Annotated in this window: 9 protein-coding genes and 1 pseudogene; all 10 read right to left on the reverse strand. The window is 37.3% G+C overall.

The features are described 5' to 3' along the window. A partial coding sequence (locus tag ACFIJJ_RS07345; protein WP_375646482.1) for an autotransporter outer membrane beta-barrel domain-containing protein occupies nt 1-2,860 on the reverse strand: 2,860 nt, incomplete at its 3' end. A gap of 146 nt (nt 2,861-3,006) precedes the next feature. After that, nucleotides 3,007-3,390: a hypothetical protein gene (locus ACFIJJ_RS07350; RefSeq protein WP_375646483.1), complete on the reverse strand. Its 384-nt coding sequence runs from the start codon at nt 3,388-3,390 to the stop codon at nt 3,007-3,009. 28 nt (nt 3,391-3,418) lie between these two features. After that, the gene (locus tag ACFIJJ_RS07355; protein ID WP_375646484.1) at nt 3,419-3,592 is read right to left on the reverse strand and encodes a hypothetical protein; all 174 of its coding nucleotides are present in this window, start codon (nt 3,590-3,592) and stop codon (nt 3,419-3,421) included. A gap of 58 nt (nt 3,593-3,650) precedes the next feature. After that, a complete protein-coding gene (locus ACFIJJ_RS07360; RefSeq protein WP_375646486.1) occupies nt 3,651-3,926 on the reverse strand; it encodes a hypothetical protein in 276 nt (91 codons plus the stop codon). Continuing rightward, nucleotides 3,926-4,078 (reverse strand): hypothetical protein, encoded by a 153-nt coding sequence (locus ACFIJJ_RS07365; protein WP_375646487.1) that lies wholly within the window; start codon nt 4,076-4,078, stop codon nt 3,926-3,928. Before ACFIJJ_RS07365 ends, ACFIJJ_RS07360 begins: the two co-directional genes overlap by 1 nt. A gap of 173 nt (nt 4,079-4,251) precedes the next feature. Then, complete coding sequence (locus tag ACFIJJ_RS07370) at nt 4,252-5,097, reverse strand: hypothetical protein (RefSeq protein ID WP_375646489.1); 846 nt, start codon at nt 5,095-5,097, stop codon at nt 4,252-4,254. 765 nt (nt 5,098-5,862) lie between these two features. Further along, complete coding sequence (locus tag ACFIJJ_RS07375; protein ID WP_375646490.1) at nt 5,863-9,162, reverse strand: autotransporter outer membrane beta-barrel domain-containing protein; 3,300 nt, start codon at nt 9,160-9,162, stop codon at nt 5,863-5,865. 443 nt (nt 9,163-9,605) lie between these two features. Next, entirely contained in the window at nt 9,606-12,407 is a 2,802-nt protein-coding gene (locus tag ACFIJJ_RS07380) for an autotransporter outer membrane beta-barrel domain-containing protein (protein WP_375646492.1), read from the reverse strand. Between the two features lie 1,185 nt (nt 12,408-13,592). Then, nucleotides 13,593-16,739 (reverse strand): autotransporter outer membrane beta-barrel domain-containing protein, encoded by a 3,147-nt coding sequence (locus ACFIJJ_RS07385; RefSeq protein ID WP_375646493.1) that lies wholly within the window; start codon nt 16,737-16,739, stop codon nt 13,593-13,595. Nucleotides 16,740-17,141: 402 nt separating this feature from the next. Then, a pseudogene (locus tag ACFIJJ_RS07390) lies at nt 17,142-17,369 on the reverse strand (Arm DNA-binding domain-containing protein); the annotation flags it as partial. Nucleotides 17,370-17,802 lie beyond the last annotated feature (433 nt).

Here is a 17,802-nt window from a genome sequence, read left to right on the forward strand (position 1 = left end):
AAGTTGGAACCTGTGGAACAACAGCTCTAATTTGGAGATTAGACGAGGAATCCAAAGGGTCAGAAGACCCAGAAGGCTTTGGTTCAACAGGGGCAGAAGGAGGAGAAACAGAATCTGGAGATGAAGGAGATACCGGAACAGAGGGCTCAGATGGACGAACCTCATCAGTAGAATCTTCAACTGGAGCAAACGGTGCAGGCATAGGTTGCTCAGAAGAAGGGGCCTCTGGAACAGTTGGTACAGAAGGACGTACAGGTTCAACAGGGGTAGAAGGAGTGGGGACAGAATCTGGAGATGAAGGAGATACCGGAACAGAGGGCTCAGATGGACGAACCTCATCAGTAGAATCTTCAACTGGAACAAACGGTGCAGGTATAGGTTGCACAGCAGAAGGGTCCTCTGGAACAGTTGGTACAGAAGGACGTACAGGTTCAACAGGCACAGAAGGAGTGGGAACAAAATCTGTAGATGAAGTGTCCTCCGGAATAGAGGGCTCAGATGGCAGAACCTCATCAGTAGAAGGAGCCTCTGGAACAGTTGGTACAAAAGGAACTCTAGGTTCAACAGGCACAGAAGGAGTGGGAACAAAATCTGTAGATGAAGTGTCCTCCGGAACAGAGGGCTTAGATGGCAAAACCTCATCAGTAGAAGTTTCAACTGGAACAAGCGATGCAGGCATAGGTTGCACGGAAGAAGCGTCCTCTGGAACAGAGGGGACAGAGGGAAGTACAGGCGAAACAGGGGCAGAAGGAGTAAGAGTAGAATCCGTAGGAATCAATGTTTCAGACGGCTCAGATGTTTCAGGCAAAGAAGGTGTAGATGGTATAAGCGGTGGCTTAACAGAAGGAGGTTGTTCAGGCGCAATAGTCTCTGATGGTCGTTCAGAAGGTATAGTTTCTGCTTCAGATTTAGGTGGTAAAACTGTGGACGTAGGCTTAATAGACGGAACTGAAACAGATTCAGAAGGATCTAATTCAGGATTAATGTAAACACTTTCGAGACGAAAATCCCAAAAATCTCCTTCCCCTTCAACCAATCTATTTTCGGGACTTGCTTCTCCAGAAGAAGAACCAGGACCATAAGCACGAAGTTTATATTGATAAGGAAATCCATTTATCGCAACATAATCATTCAAAAGCTTAAAAGTATCTTCCTTTGCTTTTCCAAAAACCTGAATAATCGAAACACTTTGATGACTTCCGTCAATCACTTTTGTATCTGAAGCTTTTTGAAATTTTTCCATTCCAATGAGCGTGGTTCCCAAAACATCACCATAGATTAAAACGCGATCAGTTTTTTGAGGATCAAATGAACCATCATTATTCATAAATGTGCTCATCTTAATCCGAGAATTACCTTCCGCACTGTATACTTTATTGTATACGCCATCCACACCCGCTGTTTTACCAATATCATCTAATGCATAAACATCTTCTTTATTGTATATTTTCTTTCCAATATGCAATGTTTGATAATCTTGAGAGACATATTTCTCAAAAACAAGCGTACTATCAAGGAGACTCAAAGTAGAAAGCGATGAAACCGTAACATCGGCCTCTTGTAAATCTTGATATTTAGGCTTAGTAAGATACCATGTTGAACCATTTTTTAACTGTAAATCAACACGAGACCTATCTTCAATGCGCACTCCCCCTGTAAGGGTTGAAGAATATGCTTGAACAAGAAGAGAAGAATCTTTTTCAGTTTTTATTAATAAGTCACCAGAGATTTTTGTATCGTCCAATAGTTCAAGGGTAGCTTTAGCTCCAAAACCATCAGTCCCAGTGCTATAAATGGCGATACCTTCTGGAACTGTAAAGTTTGTCTTTGATAACTGAACAAATGCCTTTCCTATAATGATATTTCTGCCTTGTAACAACATTTCATTAGCTGAATCAGCTGTTCTAAACCCTTCCTCTGGTTCTAATCCATAAAAATACAGACCATATACTCCTTTACCCAGCACAGAAACATTGGATTTGTTAATCTTAATATTCGTCTTCTTAAATTCATCCGATGAACTAAATGCTTTCCACAACAACTTTTCTTTATCATTCACATCAACCGAAGAATTTTTCACCAAAAAACCATGCATATCACTCAGTTCAATAGAACTATTATTCAATTGAACATGACTTCCTTGAGAGACGTCGAAAGCTTCTGGTATTTTATCGAAACCTTCCTCATCGACGATAGTAGTTTTTTGTTTTCCTTTACCCTTAATGATAGTACTATCGAAATTATACCCTCCCCCATAAAACGATGAAAATCTACCTTTCCCATTAAATGTAACAGTACTGCCTGACATCCTAATCTTTGCACCAAGTCTACTCACAAACCCGATATCTTGCAGGTTGTCTGGCTCAACCTCAATCTTTACACGCACTAAAGCAATATCCGCTTCTTCACCCAATGCATATATAGCGTGAGAAGTTTCCGTAATTGACCCATCTGTCATGTTAATGACTGCATTTTCAGCATGAAGAGCACGTACATTCTTAAAATTTGAATTTTTTAGATTAAGACGTGCACCATATTTTGCATATGCACCATATGCAGATATTTTATTTGAATCATCGCCATAAACATTTATCTGAGATGCATCAACAACTGTACCTGCATTTTCTACATATATAGCCTTAATAGGATCAGAACTAGGAGCATGTTCTTGAAAACTTTTTAAATTATAAGTTTTATTTTCAAGTGTATGTTTTTTACCATCACTGCACGTATAAAAGCTCCCTGTTTCATCACAGGGAGCTGCAAAAGCATGAAAGTCAGCATTAATATTTACAACCCAAAAAAAAGAAAAAGCAACTGTTGTAAAAGTCAACCTATAATTTTTAAATATATTAACCATAACTCTTTTGCAAATCCTTCTCCCCCGCTTTATTTAAAAGTGAATGAGATCTGAAATAATGTTAAGTTAAACATATGAATATTTTTAAGTATAACAAATAAATACTTGCTTTGCAATTCATAAAATACTCTATATTTATGTAAATGTTATTCTATATTTAAGAATATACCTAAAAGCATAGTGTAAACCGCATGAAAAATCATCTCTGAAAAACCAGTTTTACTAAGACGATGCTGATAGGTTAAATCTCCGTGCAATAAAAAATTTGAAGATAACTGAGCATTACCCCCCATTCCAGCTTCTAGAGAAGAACCAAAAACCCCTAATTGGAATTCATCTCCAAATTGCACATGTTTTTTTCCTCCAAAACTCATGGTAAGATGAAACTTGCCATTGAAAGAAACAACAAGAGCCTCTTCAGAAGCAGCAAGCGTCTTTCTTAAAGACCCGCCAACACGCATCACCCACAAATCAAGTTTTTCTATTTCAATATCAAAACCATCAATATCAAACGCCTGATCAAACCGCACATTTTGATAAACAACCTGAACCTGCGGATCAAAAAATAAGCCCTTTATGTCCTGTCATAAATGACTTACCCGCAATCAATAAAGCACTCAAAGGTATTCCCTTCAATGTTGTTGTCTTGCCCCTTACTTGCGTGAAAACATTCCCTTTAAATAAACCATAGGAAAAAAGACCATCGATATAAAAGCCTGTATCATACTGCATGCTGCCATATGTGTAATAGGCCATTTATCAAATATACTTTTTTGTTTTCTTCAACATCTTAAGGTTGTAGAGAATTTTTTCCATCATTCCCCATTATTCCAAAGCTTAAAGTGTGATGTGTATCCTCAATCGCATTGAGCAAAACACTTGCCTCTATAGCGTTATAATTCAAATTTCCACCATAACCATATTGAAACTCAGAGAGGTCAGAAACATAACGATAACTTCCACCGTAACCTCGCGCAAAAAGAGCAGAACTTTTAGCATTTTCTCCCAAAGTCCCAGCAGCAATACGCAATGTTTCCAGCTGTTTATTGTGATTGTTCATATCCATCAAACCAACCTGAAACAAGCATGAGGCATCGATAGATATGCTGAAACTTGTGGGACAACAGCTTTAATGCCCTCTTCAGAATAAAAAACAGAAGCATCATAATCAGCTAAAACATTATGATGATGAGCATGAGTGTTTAAAGAACGAAACACATCATTTTCCAACCGCATATGATGCAGATGAGAAAGTTTCTGAACATATTCAGCTTCAAGTCAGAAATCCCAAAAATCTCCATTATACTCAATATTTTTCTCTTTAACGGATCCATCCCCACCTTTACCTGTCTATGAGAAAAATTGGGACCATAAGCACGAACACTATATCACTAAGGCGCTCCTCTTAGAGCAACATAATCTGTTGTTAATTTAAAGGAATCATCCGCAGCCTTTCCATAAACCTGAACAATTGAAACACTGAGGCTGTCTTTTTTATCGTCTTTTTGCTTACCTTTGCTCTGGTTCTTTATTTTTTTTGAAGCCACTGTAACATCGACAATATGCACCTTACTTTTTCCATAAACATCACCATAGATAAGAAGTTTATCAGCTTTTATTCCCTTGCTTTTACCATTTTCAGTAAGATATGCATTAACATATAAGCGTGCGTCCTCTCCTACAACGTAAGCATGATCTAAACCATAATCATCATCCAATCTCCTAACACGAAGTGTCTGATAAAAATCATTTCTTGGTTTCTGAAAGAAAATAAAACTATCAATAAGCCTTACAAAGAAAATAGATGAACCTACACAATATGGAACTTTTTTATGATCATTTTCAAGCGCATTTTTATTTGCTCTTACAGTCCATAAAGATTGATTGAACAACTCAACACTACCATAAAAACCTTTCTCAACATGTGCCCTTCCTGAAAGAAAAGACGCATAAGCATCAAGCGCAACAAATGAATTATTTTTGACATCTAACCGATCAGCAAAAATACGAGAACCCTCTGATACCGTAATATAAGGATACCTCCTAGCATCGTTACTATAAATAGCCGTACCATCAAGAACATGAAGAGCAGTCTTTTTAAATCGAAATTCACCTAAACTTATAAGAAGCACTCCCTCTTGATATTCATGTTGCGAAGTACTTCCTCTAAAATGCAAACTATGAACCCTTTGTCCCTGAAGAATGATCTCTGAGTTTTCAAAAGAAACCAAAGACATAGAACTATCTCGAAACTCAAATGACCTTTCCTAAAAAACCGGTTTTGCACTTTCAATCGCTATGCCATGAACATCAGAAACCTGAATCTTACCTTCATCAAAGAAAAAAACCGCTCTGCTTCACGCCAAACACAGATTGAGATAACTTGACATTTCTACCACTTTTCTTTTCGCTATTTCCTATAATAGAACTCTTTTTAAAAGAAGTTTTATTGTCTTTTGACACAACCACTGCTGATGTAATCTTCTCAGATTTATTTAATTCTAAAATTCCACCAATTCCTGAAACGCCTTTTCCCCTTTACTTTTTTCCGGCTTAATAACTATGTTATGAGATTGTATTGTAAAAATAACACCTGTAAGTCCTTCCTATCCAATCCACTCATATATAACTTATTACGACTTCCAAAAGTACAAGCAGCACCAACTGTATCACACGAATACGATTTAAAAAGAGAATTACATGAGGGTTTATAACCTTCTGCACTCACATCTATATTGTGCGCGAAGAAAAAATAGAGGTCGTAAGAAAACACACACATGGCGTTTTAATACTTTAATCATAATTTAGTCTAAACTTTCTTTATTTTATCTTCATAAAAAATCGAAAAGACACCTCTGGTTCATCTACTTATTATTCTTATTATATGCCGTCATAATAAGTTGTTTTGTATTATACATAAAGTCAAAAATCAGAAAATAACACTATAAAACCATGCTTTATACTTATATTTTCCACAAAGGATATATTAAAGGAAAATACAATTAAAAGTGATAGCTTAATCCACCAGAAAAATGCGTTCCAGAAAAGCCGGCATTCGTAAATTTATGCTGATAAATCAGGTCACTATGAAAAATAATTTTTGGAGATAATTGCGAAAAAACACCCAATCCAGCTTCTAAAGAAGACCCAAAGGAACCAAGCTGGAAGGCATCTTTAAAATATACAAATTGTTTATCATCAAAACTACGAATGAAATGAAGCTTACCATAGAATGAAAGAACATGTGCATCTTTAGTAAATGTAAGTGTCTTCGTTAAATACCCACCAATACGCATCCCCCAATGATCTGGGCTTCGCATATCAATATTAAAATTATCAATATCACGAGTCTTATGAAACTGGAGATTTTGATAAACAAACTGAACTTGTGGTTCAAAAATAAAATATCGGCTGCCGATCATAAACGTTTTACCAGCAGTTAAGGAAACACTCAGCGGCTTACCTCTCAATGTAGCTGTTTTACCTCGCTCAAGTGTGAGAACATTTCCATTAAACAAACCATAAGAAAAGAGACCATCTATATAAAGACCCGTATCATGCTGCATGCTTCCATATGCCGTGATTGTCCATTTATCAAATATACTTTCTTGACTTTGTTTAACCTTTCGAGGCTGCAAAGAAAGCTTGCCATAATTCCCCATAATCCCAAAAGATGTCGTACTGTATGCACTTTCGATTTTCTTGAGTAAAATATTTGCCTCTAGTGCATTATAATCAAGCTCACCGCCATAATCACCATATTTAAGTACAGATAAATTTGAAGTATAACGGTGATGTCCGCCGTAACCGCGCAAAAACAAAGTGGGATTTTCATCATTTTTCAACAACCGACCAGAAACAGTTCGCAGCGCTTGCAACTGCTTGTTTTGATTACTGATATCCATCAATCCAGCATAAAATAAGGTATTTGGCACAAGAATATATGTCAGAACCTGTGGAACAACGACTCTCACATTTGGCTCAAAATGAGAAGAAGGCTCAAAAACAGATGCCGGAACAGAAAAACTAGACGCAGGTGGTACAACAACAGAAGAAGCGGGTGAAACATGCGGCGGAACAGGTGAAATCGATGCAGGTGCTGCAACAACAGAAGGAGCGGGTGAAACATGCGGCGGAACAAGTGAACCAGATGCAGGTGGTGCAACAACAGAAGGAGCGGGTGAAACATGCGGCGGAACAGGTGAAACCGATGCAGGTGCTGCAACAACAGAAGGAGCGGGTGAAACATGCGGCGGAACAAGTGAACCAGATGCAGGTGGTGCAACTGGATTAGATTCAGCAATAGCGGGAATAACAGGTGCAAGAGAGGAAGGAGGATTGGGGGTCTCAAGCACCAAAACATCAGATACATTAGGTGTGGTCGTAAGATGGGAATCCCTATCAGGAGAATCTACAGGAGAAGAAAGACTTGGCTCCTGAGGTTTTTGCTGAGAGTTAGAGTCAATAGAACCATCCTCACCTCCAGTAATATTAAGATGAATTTTAGGAAAAGAAGGAATATCATCAGAAGAAGGGGGGACAACCAAATCAAGAACAGGAAAAACTTTAGTGGAATCAAGAGAAGTGGAATCAACAAATTGACTTTCAAGGCGGAAATCCCAAAATGTTCCAGAGTTTTTAAGCACTCTTTGATGGGAATCTGCCGCCCCTAAAGAAGAGCTTGGACCATAACTCTTAAGATGATACTGATAGGGAGAGGCTTCAAGTGTGACATACCCCCCCTTTAACTGAAAAGAATCTTCAGCAGCTTGTCCATAAACCTGAATAATGGAAATCCCCTGATTATTACCACCATCTCCCGTCAATGCCCCTGGACTTCCAGGAATCTTATAAATATGAACTGTTGTTTTTCCTTCAAGATCACCATTGATTAAAAGCCGGTCAGTTTTTTGCTCTTGCAGAGCTCCGCCTTTATCCAAATATGCATTAAGATAAAGATTCACATCACCGTGCGCTTTATAGACAGTCCCCGATCCTTTTCCGATGAGAAGTGTCTGATAACCATTTGTTTTTTTAGATTTTAATTCTTCAAAAACAAGAGAACTATCCGTAAGATCGACCGATGAAATGAAGGAATAATCCCCTAAATTAGAACCAGAAGCATCAGAATTTTGCAATTTGTCATATTTTGGTCGCGATAAAATCCACTTTGAACCATTTTTTAAATCTATCTTAGCTGTAGAACTTTCATCAACATATACGCCTCCTACAAGGGAAGAAGCATCAGCCTCAATCTTTACATTGGAACGCTCAACAGCTTTCAGGAGTGAATCACCAGAAACTGTTGAATTTTGTAAGAGTTTAACAGAACTTTCAAATTCGCGGCTATAAATAGCCGTACTTTCTGGAGCCATAAAAGTTGTCTTTGTCAAATAGACAGTCCCTTTTCCAGGTATAATTGTTTTTTTATCATTTAAGACAGCTTCCCAAAAAAAGCGCATGCCATTAAATGCATTTTCTCTCACAAAAATATTGGAATATTTGATATGAGCAGTATTATTATCATTTCCCTCCAAGGCAATACCATGCGCTCTAATGACATTAACGTTTCCCTTCTGGAAATTAAGAGAGCCTTTTCCCTGAAGCATACTAAAAGCAGAAGCTTCACGATGATTATCTGTATTTGTTACCTGTTTTCCCCTCCCAGTAATAGAAACACCATCTAAATTAATTTCTCCATCTCCTCCTGTTTGAACACCAATACCACTGGTAAAATCAATTTTTCCTTCTTTCATATAAATTTTTGCACCATTATGACTCAAAAGACCTATCGCATCAGAAGATGTCTTAATCTCTGTCTTGGTCAAAGAAACAAACGACTCTTTACCCGCAACACTGATCCCCATTCTGGTTGCTTTAATCACCCCATCCTGCATCTCAAAAGCCCCCTTCTCATTAACATCGGCCCCTATCGACACATCATTTAACATGGAATCAAATAGAGCAACGCCTCCCCCATTTGAGGACTTTACAGCTGTTGTCCAAGCGTTTGTTTCTGAATGGCCATGTGCATTCGAAACACCGTTAATGATTATAGCCTCTCCCTCAATGACTGTATCTTCCCCTGATGCCTCTATAGCAGCATCAGAACTTTCACCCATAACTTGATAAGTTTTCTGGGAAATTTCATGCGTTTTACCATCATGACAGCGATAAAATGAGGCACTTTCGTTACATGAATATTGCTTCTTCTCAGAAGAAATCTCACCCGCATCAGTATTGTATACAAAGAAAAAAATAACCGTTGTAAAATGACATAAAGAGAGATGATTTTTAAACATAATTTTCTACAAACTTTCTTCCCCTTCCCTAAAAACAAAAAAAAACGCGTTCTGTTTAATAACTTTGATTACACGTGATAATATAAAATACGTTTTGTATTTTATATATCGACCCGATGCTTTATGTAAAGCCAGAATCCAAAAATATCACAATTTAAAATTGTATTATTTATAAAAACGCGCAAAAATATAGGTAACAATAAAAATTCTATCTCAAAGCGGTGATTTCAAGAGAATTTAATAAAAATACACGAAAGGAAGAAAAACAGCATAAGAAGCAAAAACTGCAAACCAGAAAGCCTTATCTCGTTTCTAAAAAGAAACAAACTTTCTCATGCAAAAAACATCTTTTTAAAAAACTTATTTAAAAAGTTGCAAACAAATATAAAGAGCCACAAGCATAGCTTGTGGCTCTTTAAACACCTTACCCCCAGATGATCATCCTAAAAACGATAGCGCAATCCACCAGAAAAACTGATTCCAGAAAAACCACCTTTGCTCAACTTATGCTGATAAACCAAATCACCATGAAGCACAAATTTTTGAGACAAGCGAGCATTAAGACCTAATCCAGCCTCTAGAGAAGAACCAAAAGCCCCTAACTGGAAAGAATCTTTAAAGCGCACAGCTCTTTCTTTGCCAAAATCATGGGAAAAATGAATCTTTCCATAGAAAGAAACATCACGATCTTTTTCAGACGCAGTAAGAGTCTTCATCAAACGACCACCTATACGCACCATCCATTGATCAAGTTTATCCATCTCAATATTAAAATTATCAATATCACGAGCCTCATTAAATTGAAGATGTTGATAAACAACCTGAACCTGTGGATCAAAAACAACACCTTCATATCCTGTGGCAATTTTCTGACCACTCATCAAAGAAGCACTTAAAGGGTTACCCTTCAATGTTGCAGTCTTACCCCGCGCAGTTGTCAGAACATCTCCCTTAAACAGACCATAGGATAAAAGACCATCAACATAGAATCCTACATCATGCTGCATACTGCCATAAACTGTAGCAGTCCATTTATCAAATGTACTTTTTTGGCTTTGTGCAACATCTCGAGGCTGTAGAGAAAGCTTTCCATAAGACCCCATAACCCCAAAGGATATAGCACTGTCAACATCTTCAATTTTTTGTAGCAAAACACCTGTCTCTAGTGCATAGTACCCTAGATCTCCCCCATAACCATATTCAAGCGCAGATAAATCTGAGACATAACGATAACTTCCACCATAGCCACGCAAAAATGAAGCAGGATTTTCACGAATTTCCAACATTCCACTAGGATGAGTTCGCAATGTCTCCAACTGCTTGTTTTGATTGCTGATATCCATTAAACCAGCGTGGAACAAACTATTTGGCAAAAGCAGATAAGTTGGTACCTGAGGAACAACAGATCTTACACCTCGTCCAGATAAGGAAATATTTTCAATTTTAGAAAGACTATCCGTAAAAGACGACGAAACATCATCACCAGAAGATGCCGGAACAACATCAGCAGAAGACGCTGGAACAATATCCGAAAAAGAAGCACGTGCAGGGGGGGTACGTTCAGAAACCGTAAGAATGTCGTTATCATCAGCAGATTTTTGAACATATTCATTTTCTAAACGAAAATTCCAAAATGCCCCTCCGTTCAAAGCAAATTTTTGTTTAACATGCTCATCCCCTGCTGTAGCACTTGGACCATAAGAACGAAGAACATATTTATAAGGCGCCCCCTCTAAGGCAACATACTGTCCATTCAATTGAAAAGAGTCAGGCAATGCCTCTCCATAAACTTGAATAATTGAAACACTATGCGCTTTTTCGTTTTTTTCTTCTAAGCCTCCTGCAACCCCTTGTATATGTACTATCGTTCTTCCCTTAACGTCACCATGAATGAGAAGCCTATCCGTTACTTGATGATCACTTGTATCATTAGGATTTAAACGTGCATTCAAATGAATCCAAGCGTCACCAAAAGCCTGATAAACAACACCTGTTCCTTTTCCAATATAAAGCGTCTGATAGGTATGAGCAGTGCTGGATTTCGGTTTTTCAAAAGTAATAGAACTATTAGAAAGATTGATCGATGAAATAAATGAAACATCTCTATAATGAGGATTTTGTAATTTTTTATGTTTTGGTTGCAATAAAGCCCACTGTGAATTATTTCTCAAGATAAGGTCGACTTCAGAACTGTTATCAACCTGAGTTTGACCGACAAGTGCAGAAGCATCAGCAAAAACCTTTATAGAAGAGCCATGATCAGCCTTCAGCAATAAATCTCCAAAAATCTTTGTTTCCTTTAAATATAGGGCAGATTTCCTAGATTGACTGCTATAAACAGCTATACTATCTGGAACGATAAAATGCGTCTTTTTTAAATCAACACGTGATGATTTTCCCTCTAACGAACCATCTGATGCTACCTCATCCTCAAAGTGCATACCATAAAATGCATTACCTTTCACTGTGATATTGGAATCTCCAATATCAATCTGAGAACCTTTATTTCCCTGCAATAAAAGCCCATGAGCATCAGTAACATCAACAGCCCCTTTCATAAACTCAACATAACCATCTTTAGATATATGAAAAGCAGCCTGACGATCTGCATCCAGCCCTTGACCATCCTTGCCAGTACGACCTTTTCCGCTAATAGAGACGCCCTTTAAAATAAGATATCCTTTTTCTCCTGCTTTAACCCCAACTCTCCCTAGGCTAATTTTCGTATTCGTTAAATCAACTCTACTTTGAGGTTTTCCTCCAGCAACAGCCCCTACTTTGATTGCATCAATTGATCCACCAGACATTACGATGAATCCACCTTGAGCTTCCACCCCCACTAAAACCCCACTCAACGTGGAATCGCTCAAAACGACGTCCGCCTTTTCTGATACCTTTAGTCCATATTTCCAAAAGTTCTTTTCCGAATTATTCTTTTCATCCCCAATACCCTTAATAGTTATTTTCTCGCCACTAATAAATGTACCTCTTTTAGAAATCTCCATGGCTCCATGAACACCATTAACATTTTTATCCATTAGCGAATAAACTTTATTATTAATTTTATGCTCTTCACCATCATCACACTGATAAAATGCTGTATTCTGATCACACGAAGACTGCTTTTTTCCAGAGGAAACTTGAGATGCAGCATTGTGTGCAAAAACATCAACATTGTGTGTAAAAAAAAGAAGTGCTGTTGTAAAAGTACATAAGGAGAAGCGATTTTTAAATAAACTGACCATAATTCCACCATAATCCCCCCTCTTCTTGCCAAGAAATATACACAACGTATTAAAAACTTTACTAAGAGAAAAATATTTAACACGTTTAGGTTATAATACATGGAGATTATTAATATTTTTTGTGTTTTATGTAAATATGGAATTAAAAAATTACTCGAAAATACAATCTAAATCTGTCGCTTTTACAAAGAATTTGCAAAAATATAACTGAACAACGACAGAACAATCACCTTTAAAGTTGTTATTCAAAAGCAGCCTTAATCAGTTGATATGCATTAAAACACCTACTTTAACTGCTGTCTAATCACCCCCAGAACGGGTATAATCAACATCCTTACGATAGATATTATATTGAAACAATGTGCACTCTGTAAGCAGACAAAACATATGCCAAAATTGAGAAACAAGAGTTCACATACGCCTTTTTAGGCAATTTTCATAGAAATACAGCCTAATTTAGAAAGAGGAGGAAAGTGTAAAAATCAAACAGTTCCAATTTTATCTTCTCTTTTTAATTCAACTTTACAATATTCAAAAACATTCAGAGCCATATTTTAAAAAGTGAAGATGACACATGATTTCATCTTTTTATTTATGCATTTAAAGAAAACACACTTTCAAAAAACAATACGTCATTATGTTTCTCATTCACCAATTTTCTCAGATATCTCTTTTCTTTCCCCCCATTTTGCAACAACAGCGGATATAATATAAAGTTCATCGGATATAACGCTCATTGCGTTTACGTAAAATAGAGAAGTATTCTTTTTTCCAACTTTTCATATTGTAAATCCTCTCCTCTTAACACACTTCACAAAAGTCTATAAATCTTTTCTTAAACAAATTTTTATCCGCTTACTCATCCACCTTGTGATATATGCAAATGAATGCTTTTTATGGATTCATCATAAAAGCCTTAAAAATATTTCAGCACCCTAAATTAAAATTATCTTTATAAATAAGTGTGTTATAAATAATATAATTATCACTCTGAAATACGCGTTTTGAAACAATAACGTACAAACTCATTAAATTTCTCAAGAAGAACAAAAGAAGTCCAATCAGAAAGCGTATTAAAGATATACAAAATCACTCTCTTGTAAAAATGAAACGAATAAAGAACGAGAAAAAGCCACAAGCATAACTTGTAGCTTTTTCAAAGATTAATCAAAAACAGGAACAACACTAGAAATGATAACGCAATCCACCTGAAAAACTCGTTCCAGAAAAACCAGCTTTCGTTAGCTTGTGCTGATAAACCAAATCGCCGTAAAGCGCAAATTTTTGAGACAATTGTGCATTAAAACCTAATCCTGTTTCTAATGAAGAACCAAAAGCACCTAGCTGGAAAGCATCTTTAAAATGCACAAATTGTTTTCCTTCAAAACCATGAGCAAGATGAAGTTTGCCATAGAAAGAAATAACTTGAGCCTCATCAGTAGCGACCAGCCTCTTTGTTAAACGCCCCCCAATACGCCCTATCCATTGATGAAGCTTTCCTAAATCAATATCAAAGCCGTCCACATCACGCACCTTATTAAATTGAAGATATTGATAAACAACCTGAACTTGAGGATCAAAAACAAAACCGTTCTCTCCTACCATAAATGTTTTACCAGCAGTCAATGAAGCACTTAAAGGATTTCCCTTTAATGTTGCCGTCTTGCCACGTGCAGTTGTTAGAACATCACCCTTAAAAAACCCATAAGACACAAGACCATCAACGTAAAAACCCGCATCATGCTGCATACCACCGTATGCCGTAACTGACCATTTATCAAATGTACTTTTTTGACTCTGTTCAACATTCAAAGGTTGCAAAGAAAATCTCTCGTAAGCCCCGATAATTCCAAAAGAAGTGGAACCATACGTATTTTCGATTGCTTTTAGCAAAACACCTGCCTCTAGTGCATTATAATCAAACTCGCCGCCATAACCATATTCAAGCGCGGAAAGATTTGAAGTATAACGATGATTGCCGCCATAACCGCTCACAAAAAAGAGAGGCTTTTCACGACTTTCTAATAAGCCCCCAGAAGTAATTCGCAAAGCTTCTAACCGCTTATTTTGATTGTTAACATTCATCAAACCAATATGACGTAAGGCATTAGGCAAAAGGAGATAAGTCGGAACCTGCGGAACAACAGCCTTAACGCCCGGCTTAGGACGAGGATGAGGCTCCGGAGCTGGTGCTGGAGAAGGTTCTGGTCCCGGAATTGGCTTAGGAGCAGGATCTGGTTTAGGTTTAACATCAGAATCTATAGATCTACTTTCAAGACGGAAATCCCAAAAATCTCCACTCCCTTCAACTAATCTCTGATCCATACTTGCTTTTCCAAACTCAGATTCTGGACCATAACTATAAAGCTTATACTGATAAGGTAATGCGTTTAACGCTACATAACCACCTTCCAACTGAAAAGAATCTTGCTTTGCTTCTCCAGAAACCTGAATGATTGAAATACCTTCAGCATTCCCCCCCTTTCCCGTATATCCTCCTGGACTTCCTGCAACACCATGCACACGGAGCATTGTTTTTCCTGAAACATCACCATGAATTAAAACACGATCAGTCTTTTGATAGTTAAGAGCACCACCACTATTCAAATAGCTATTAAGGGAAATAGAGGCACCGTCCCGTGCTCTATAAACTTCACCCTTTCCCTTTCCAATACGAAGGGTTTGATAATTATCAACAGAAGAAGATTCATGTCTTTTAAAATTAATAGAGCTCTCACCCATAAGACTCACGAGTGAAATAGAAGAATTATGCGCAGCCTCATTTTGATCTTTTTGCAACGGTTGTGGTAAAATCCATGTAGAATGACCTCCTAAATAAAGTTCGGCATTAGAGTCTTTATCAACGTGAGCACGACCTTCAAGAGTAGAACCATCAGCCAAAACGATCACAGATGCCCCTTCCTCAGCTTTTAATAAAAAATTCCCTGAGTGAAGAGTGCTGTGCACCAACCCCACCACACCAGAAATAATGTTTCTACCATAAATAGCCGCATCGTCTAAAACAGAAAACTCTGTTCTATCCAAATTAACAACTTCTAATCGTGGTGGAGCTTTTTCTTCCTCGAATGAAATCTCCTCTTTTTTATCTCTCCCTTCACTCCATGGCTTCTCGCCCCGCAAGTAGATACCATAAGATCCCTTACCCTTTACGGTAACAAAAGAAGACTTAAGATTAATCTCAGTCACATAAAAGCTATTCGATAAATCTTCAGCTGCATCTCTATCTTCGATTTCAGCTTCTGTTTCAGATAGTTCTGATACAACACTAAAAGGCTTGACTGGATTTTCTAATAATATACCATGAGCATCCTCAACATTAATAGTTCCCCCTTTAAACTCAACAAAACCACTTTCATCCATTAAAAAAACCGTGTGATTTTTATCTTTGTATCCCTTTCCAGCAACAGTAACACCATCGAGAATGACCTTTCCCCCTAATACCGCAGAAACGCCGTGACTGTTGGTAAAGCGGAGCTCCCCACCTTCCATCCAGATATCTGCCCCACTATAACTGGAAAGGCTTGCCTTCCCATCACGCGTATTAACTTTTGTATTCTCTAAAATAACCAATGAATTCTCCACGGCTTCAACAGCCCTATCACTCTCCCCTATAATCCCCTCCTTTACCTCAATTATTCCATTATTAGCGAAAAGAGCTAACTTTGTATTTTGAAGCGTCGTTTTTTTCAAAACAATCTTTCCGTCATCTGATACAGCCACACCACGCAAAAAAGATTTATCAGAAACTTCACTGCTAACAGTTACATTCTCTCCATAAACTCTGGTCCCTATCCGTTTTACCGTTATAGCAGTAGGATCTTCAGGATAGTTGGAAACGTTCTTATTTGTAATCCTATAAGATTTATTATCAATTTTAAGATCTGTCCCGCAATTATCGCATATATAATACAACCCATTATAGTAATAAAACCCAAGATTTATACCTCTTTCATCAAAGTCTGCATCTTTAACAGAGTTATCTATATGACCATTATTCGATCCCTCCATTCCACTCAACTCATGATAATCACTTCCCCCACGAATACCCTCATCGTTATTGCCAACAAGGTTCACACGAATATAATGATTATTCTGCCCACTCTCTCCACTAAGGGGAGGCTTATACGCATTACTTCCATTAAGATGAGGACCAGAAGTAACACTAATACTGTTGAGCGGAATAACACTTATAGTATAAGCTATACCGTTCCCCTCTGCAGCCGCATAAACTTCTCTTCCACTTTGGAGAAAAGAGAGGATAGCAGTTGTACAAGCACATAAACATACATGATTTCTAAAAACTTTAATCATAGTTCCCTCGAAACTTTCCTTCCCCTCTCATTAAAAATAAAAGCACCTGCAAAACACCCCATTGCACACCTCAAAACACGAAAAGTGTAACAAAAAGAATATGCCTCATGCTCATCTGAACTGTGCAATGAATTATCCCAATAAATTTGGCAAAAGCTCTACGCCAAAACCACCTATAAGAGAATAGTTACAAAACACACCTTATGAGTGTATAATGCATTCTGTATTTCCTGTAAAGAAAAAATAAAACCAATGCGTGCAATTAATTAAAAACACAATCAAAACTTGTAAACTTAAAAAATTAATCCACAAGGAGATGAATGAAAAAATAATTTAAATCCGTGAAAAACAAACTCTCAAAAACGAGCTTTAGAAAGCATCAATATGGTATCTTAATGAAGTATTGTTTATTGCCTCACGCTTTTGTTTATCACGTTCTTTAATGAAGTCACATCCCTCACGCAAAACAGAACACCATTGCTTTGCATATTCACGCGCTTGTTTTAAAGAGATATCTCTCAACGCTCCCAATCCCATTTCACGGCGCAGCCCGTGAAGGGTATAACAATAAAACCATTAAGTCGCCCCATCTTTATGCTTATGAAGAAGCAACCCAACACCATCACACACTTTGCCAGCTCGTGGGTGTTACGACAAACCCTTAACTTTTGAAACAATGCATTATAGGCACTTTTAGTCTTTTTTTGTACAATTTATATCCACATATTAATTTCGCTTGTAACGTGCAAACGAATGGTTTTGATTGATTCAACATAGAGAGATTTGAAATGAGAAAATCTTACGATATTCAAGACTCTCATTCAACATGCAAAATAATTAGATTATCTATATAAATCAATATATTACCTAAAAAACAATGTAACGCATGGCATCCCCCCTGCACTCTTTAAAAGCCCATAAAAGTAAGTCTCTCGATTGCACCATCAACAGCAAAAATTTTAAGAAAATTCACTTTAGTATAGAAAAACGCTCTCATACGTAAAATAAACTATGTTTTTTGGTTCACATCAAGAAGACGAGAAGCTTTTAAGAACAACACAAG

Origin of the sequence: Bartonella sp. TT29SHDZB (assembly GCF_042193395.1) — a bacterium.
Lineage (GTDB): Bacteria > Pseudomonadota > Alphaproteobacteria > Rhizobiales > Rhizobiaceae > Bartonella.

Coding starts and splice junctions, on each gene's coding strand:
- ACFIJJ_RS07385 (WP_375646493.1), bottom strand. CDS start 16,739: ATGATTAAAGTTTTTAGAAATCATGTATGTTTATGTGCTTGTACAACT.
- ACFIJJ_RS07375 (WP_375646490.1), bottom strand. CDS start 9,162: ATGTTTAAAAATCATCTCTCTTTATGTCATTTTACAACGGTTATTTTT.
- ACFIJJ_RS07360 (WP_375646486.1), bottom strand. CDS start 3,926: ATGGATATGAACAATCACAATAAACAGCTGGAAACATTGCGTATTGCT.
- ACFIJJ_RS07370 (WP_375646489.1), bottom strand. CDS start 5,097: ATGTCTTTGGTTTCTTTTGAAAACTCAGAGATCATTCTTCAGGGACAA.
- ACFIJJ_RS07380 (WP_375646492.1), bottom strand. CDS start 12,407: ATGGTCAGTTTATTTAAAAATCGCTTCTCCTTATGTACTTTTACAACA.
- ACFIJJ_RS07355 (WP_375646484.1), bottom strand. CDS start 3,592: ATGCAGTATGATACAGGCTTTTATATCGATGGTCTTTTTTCCTATGGT.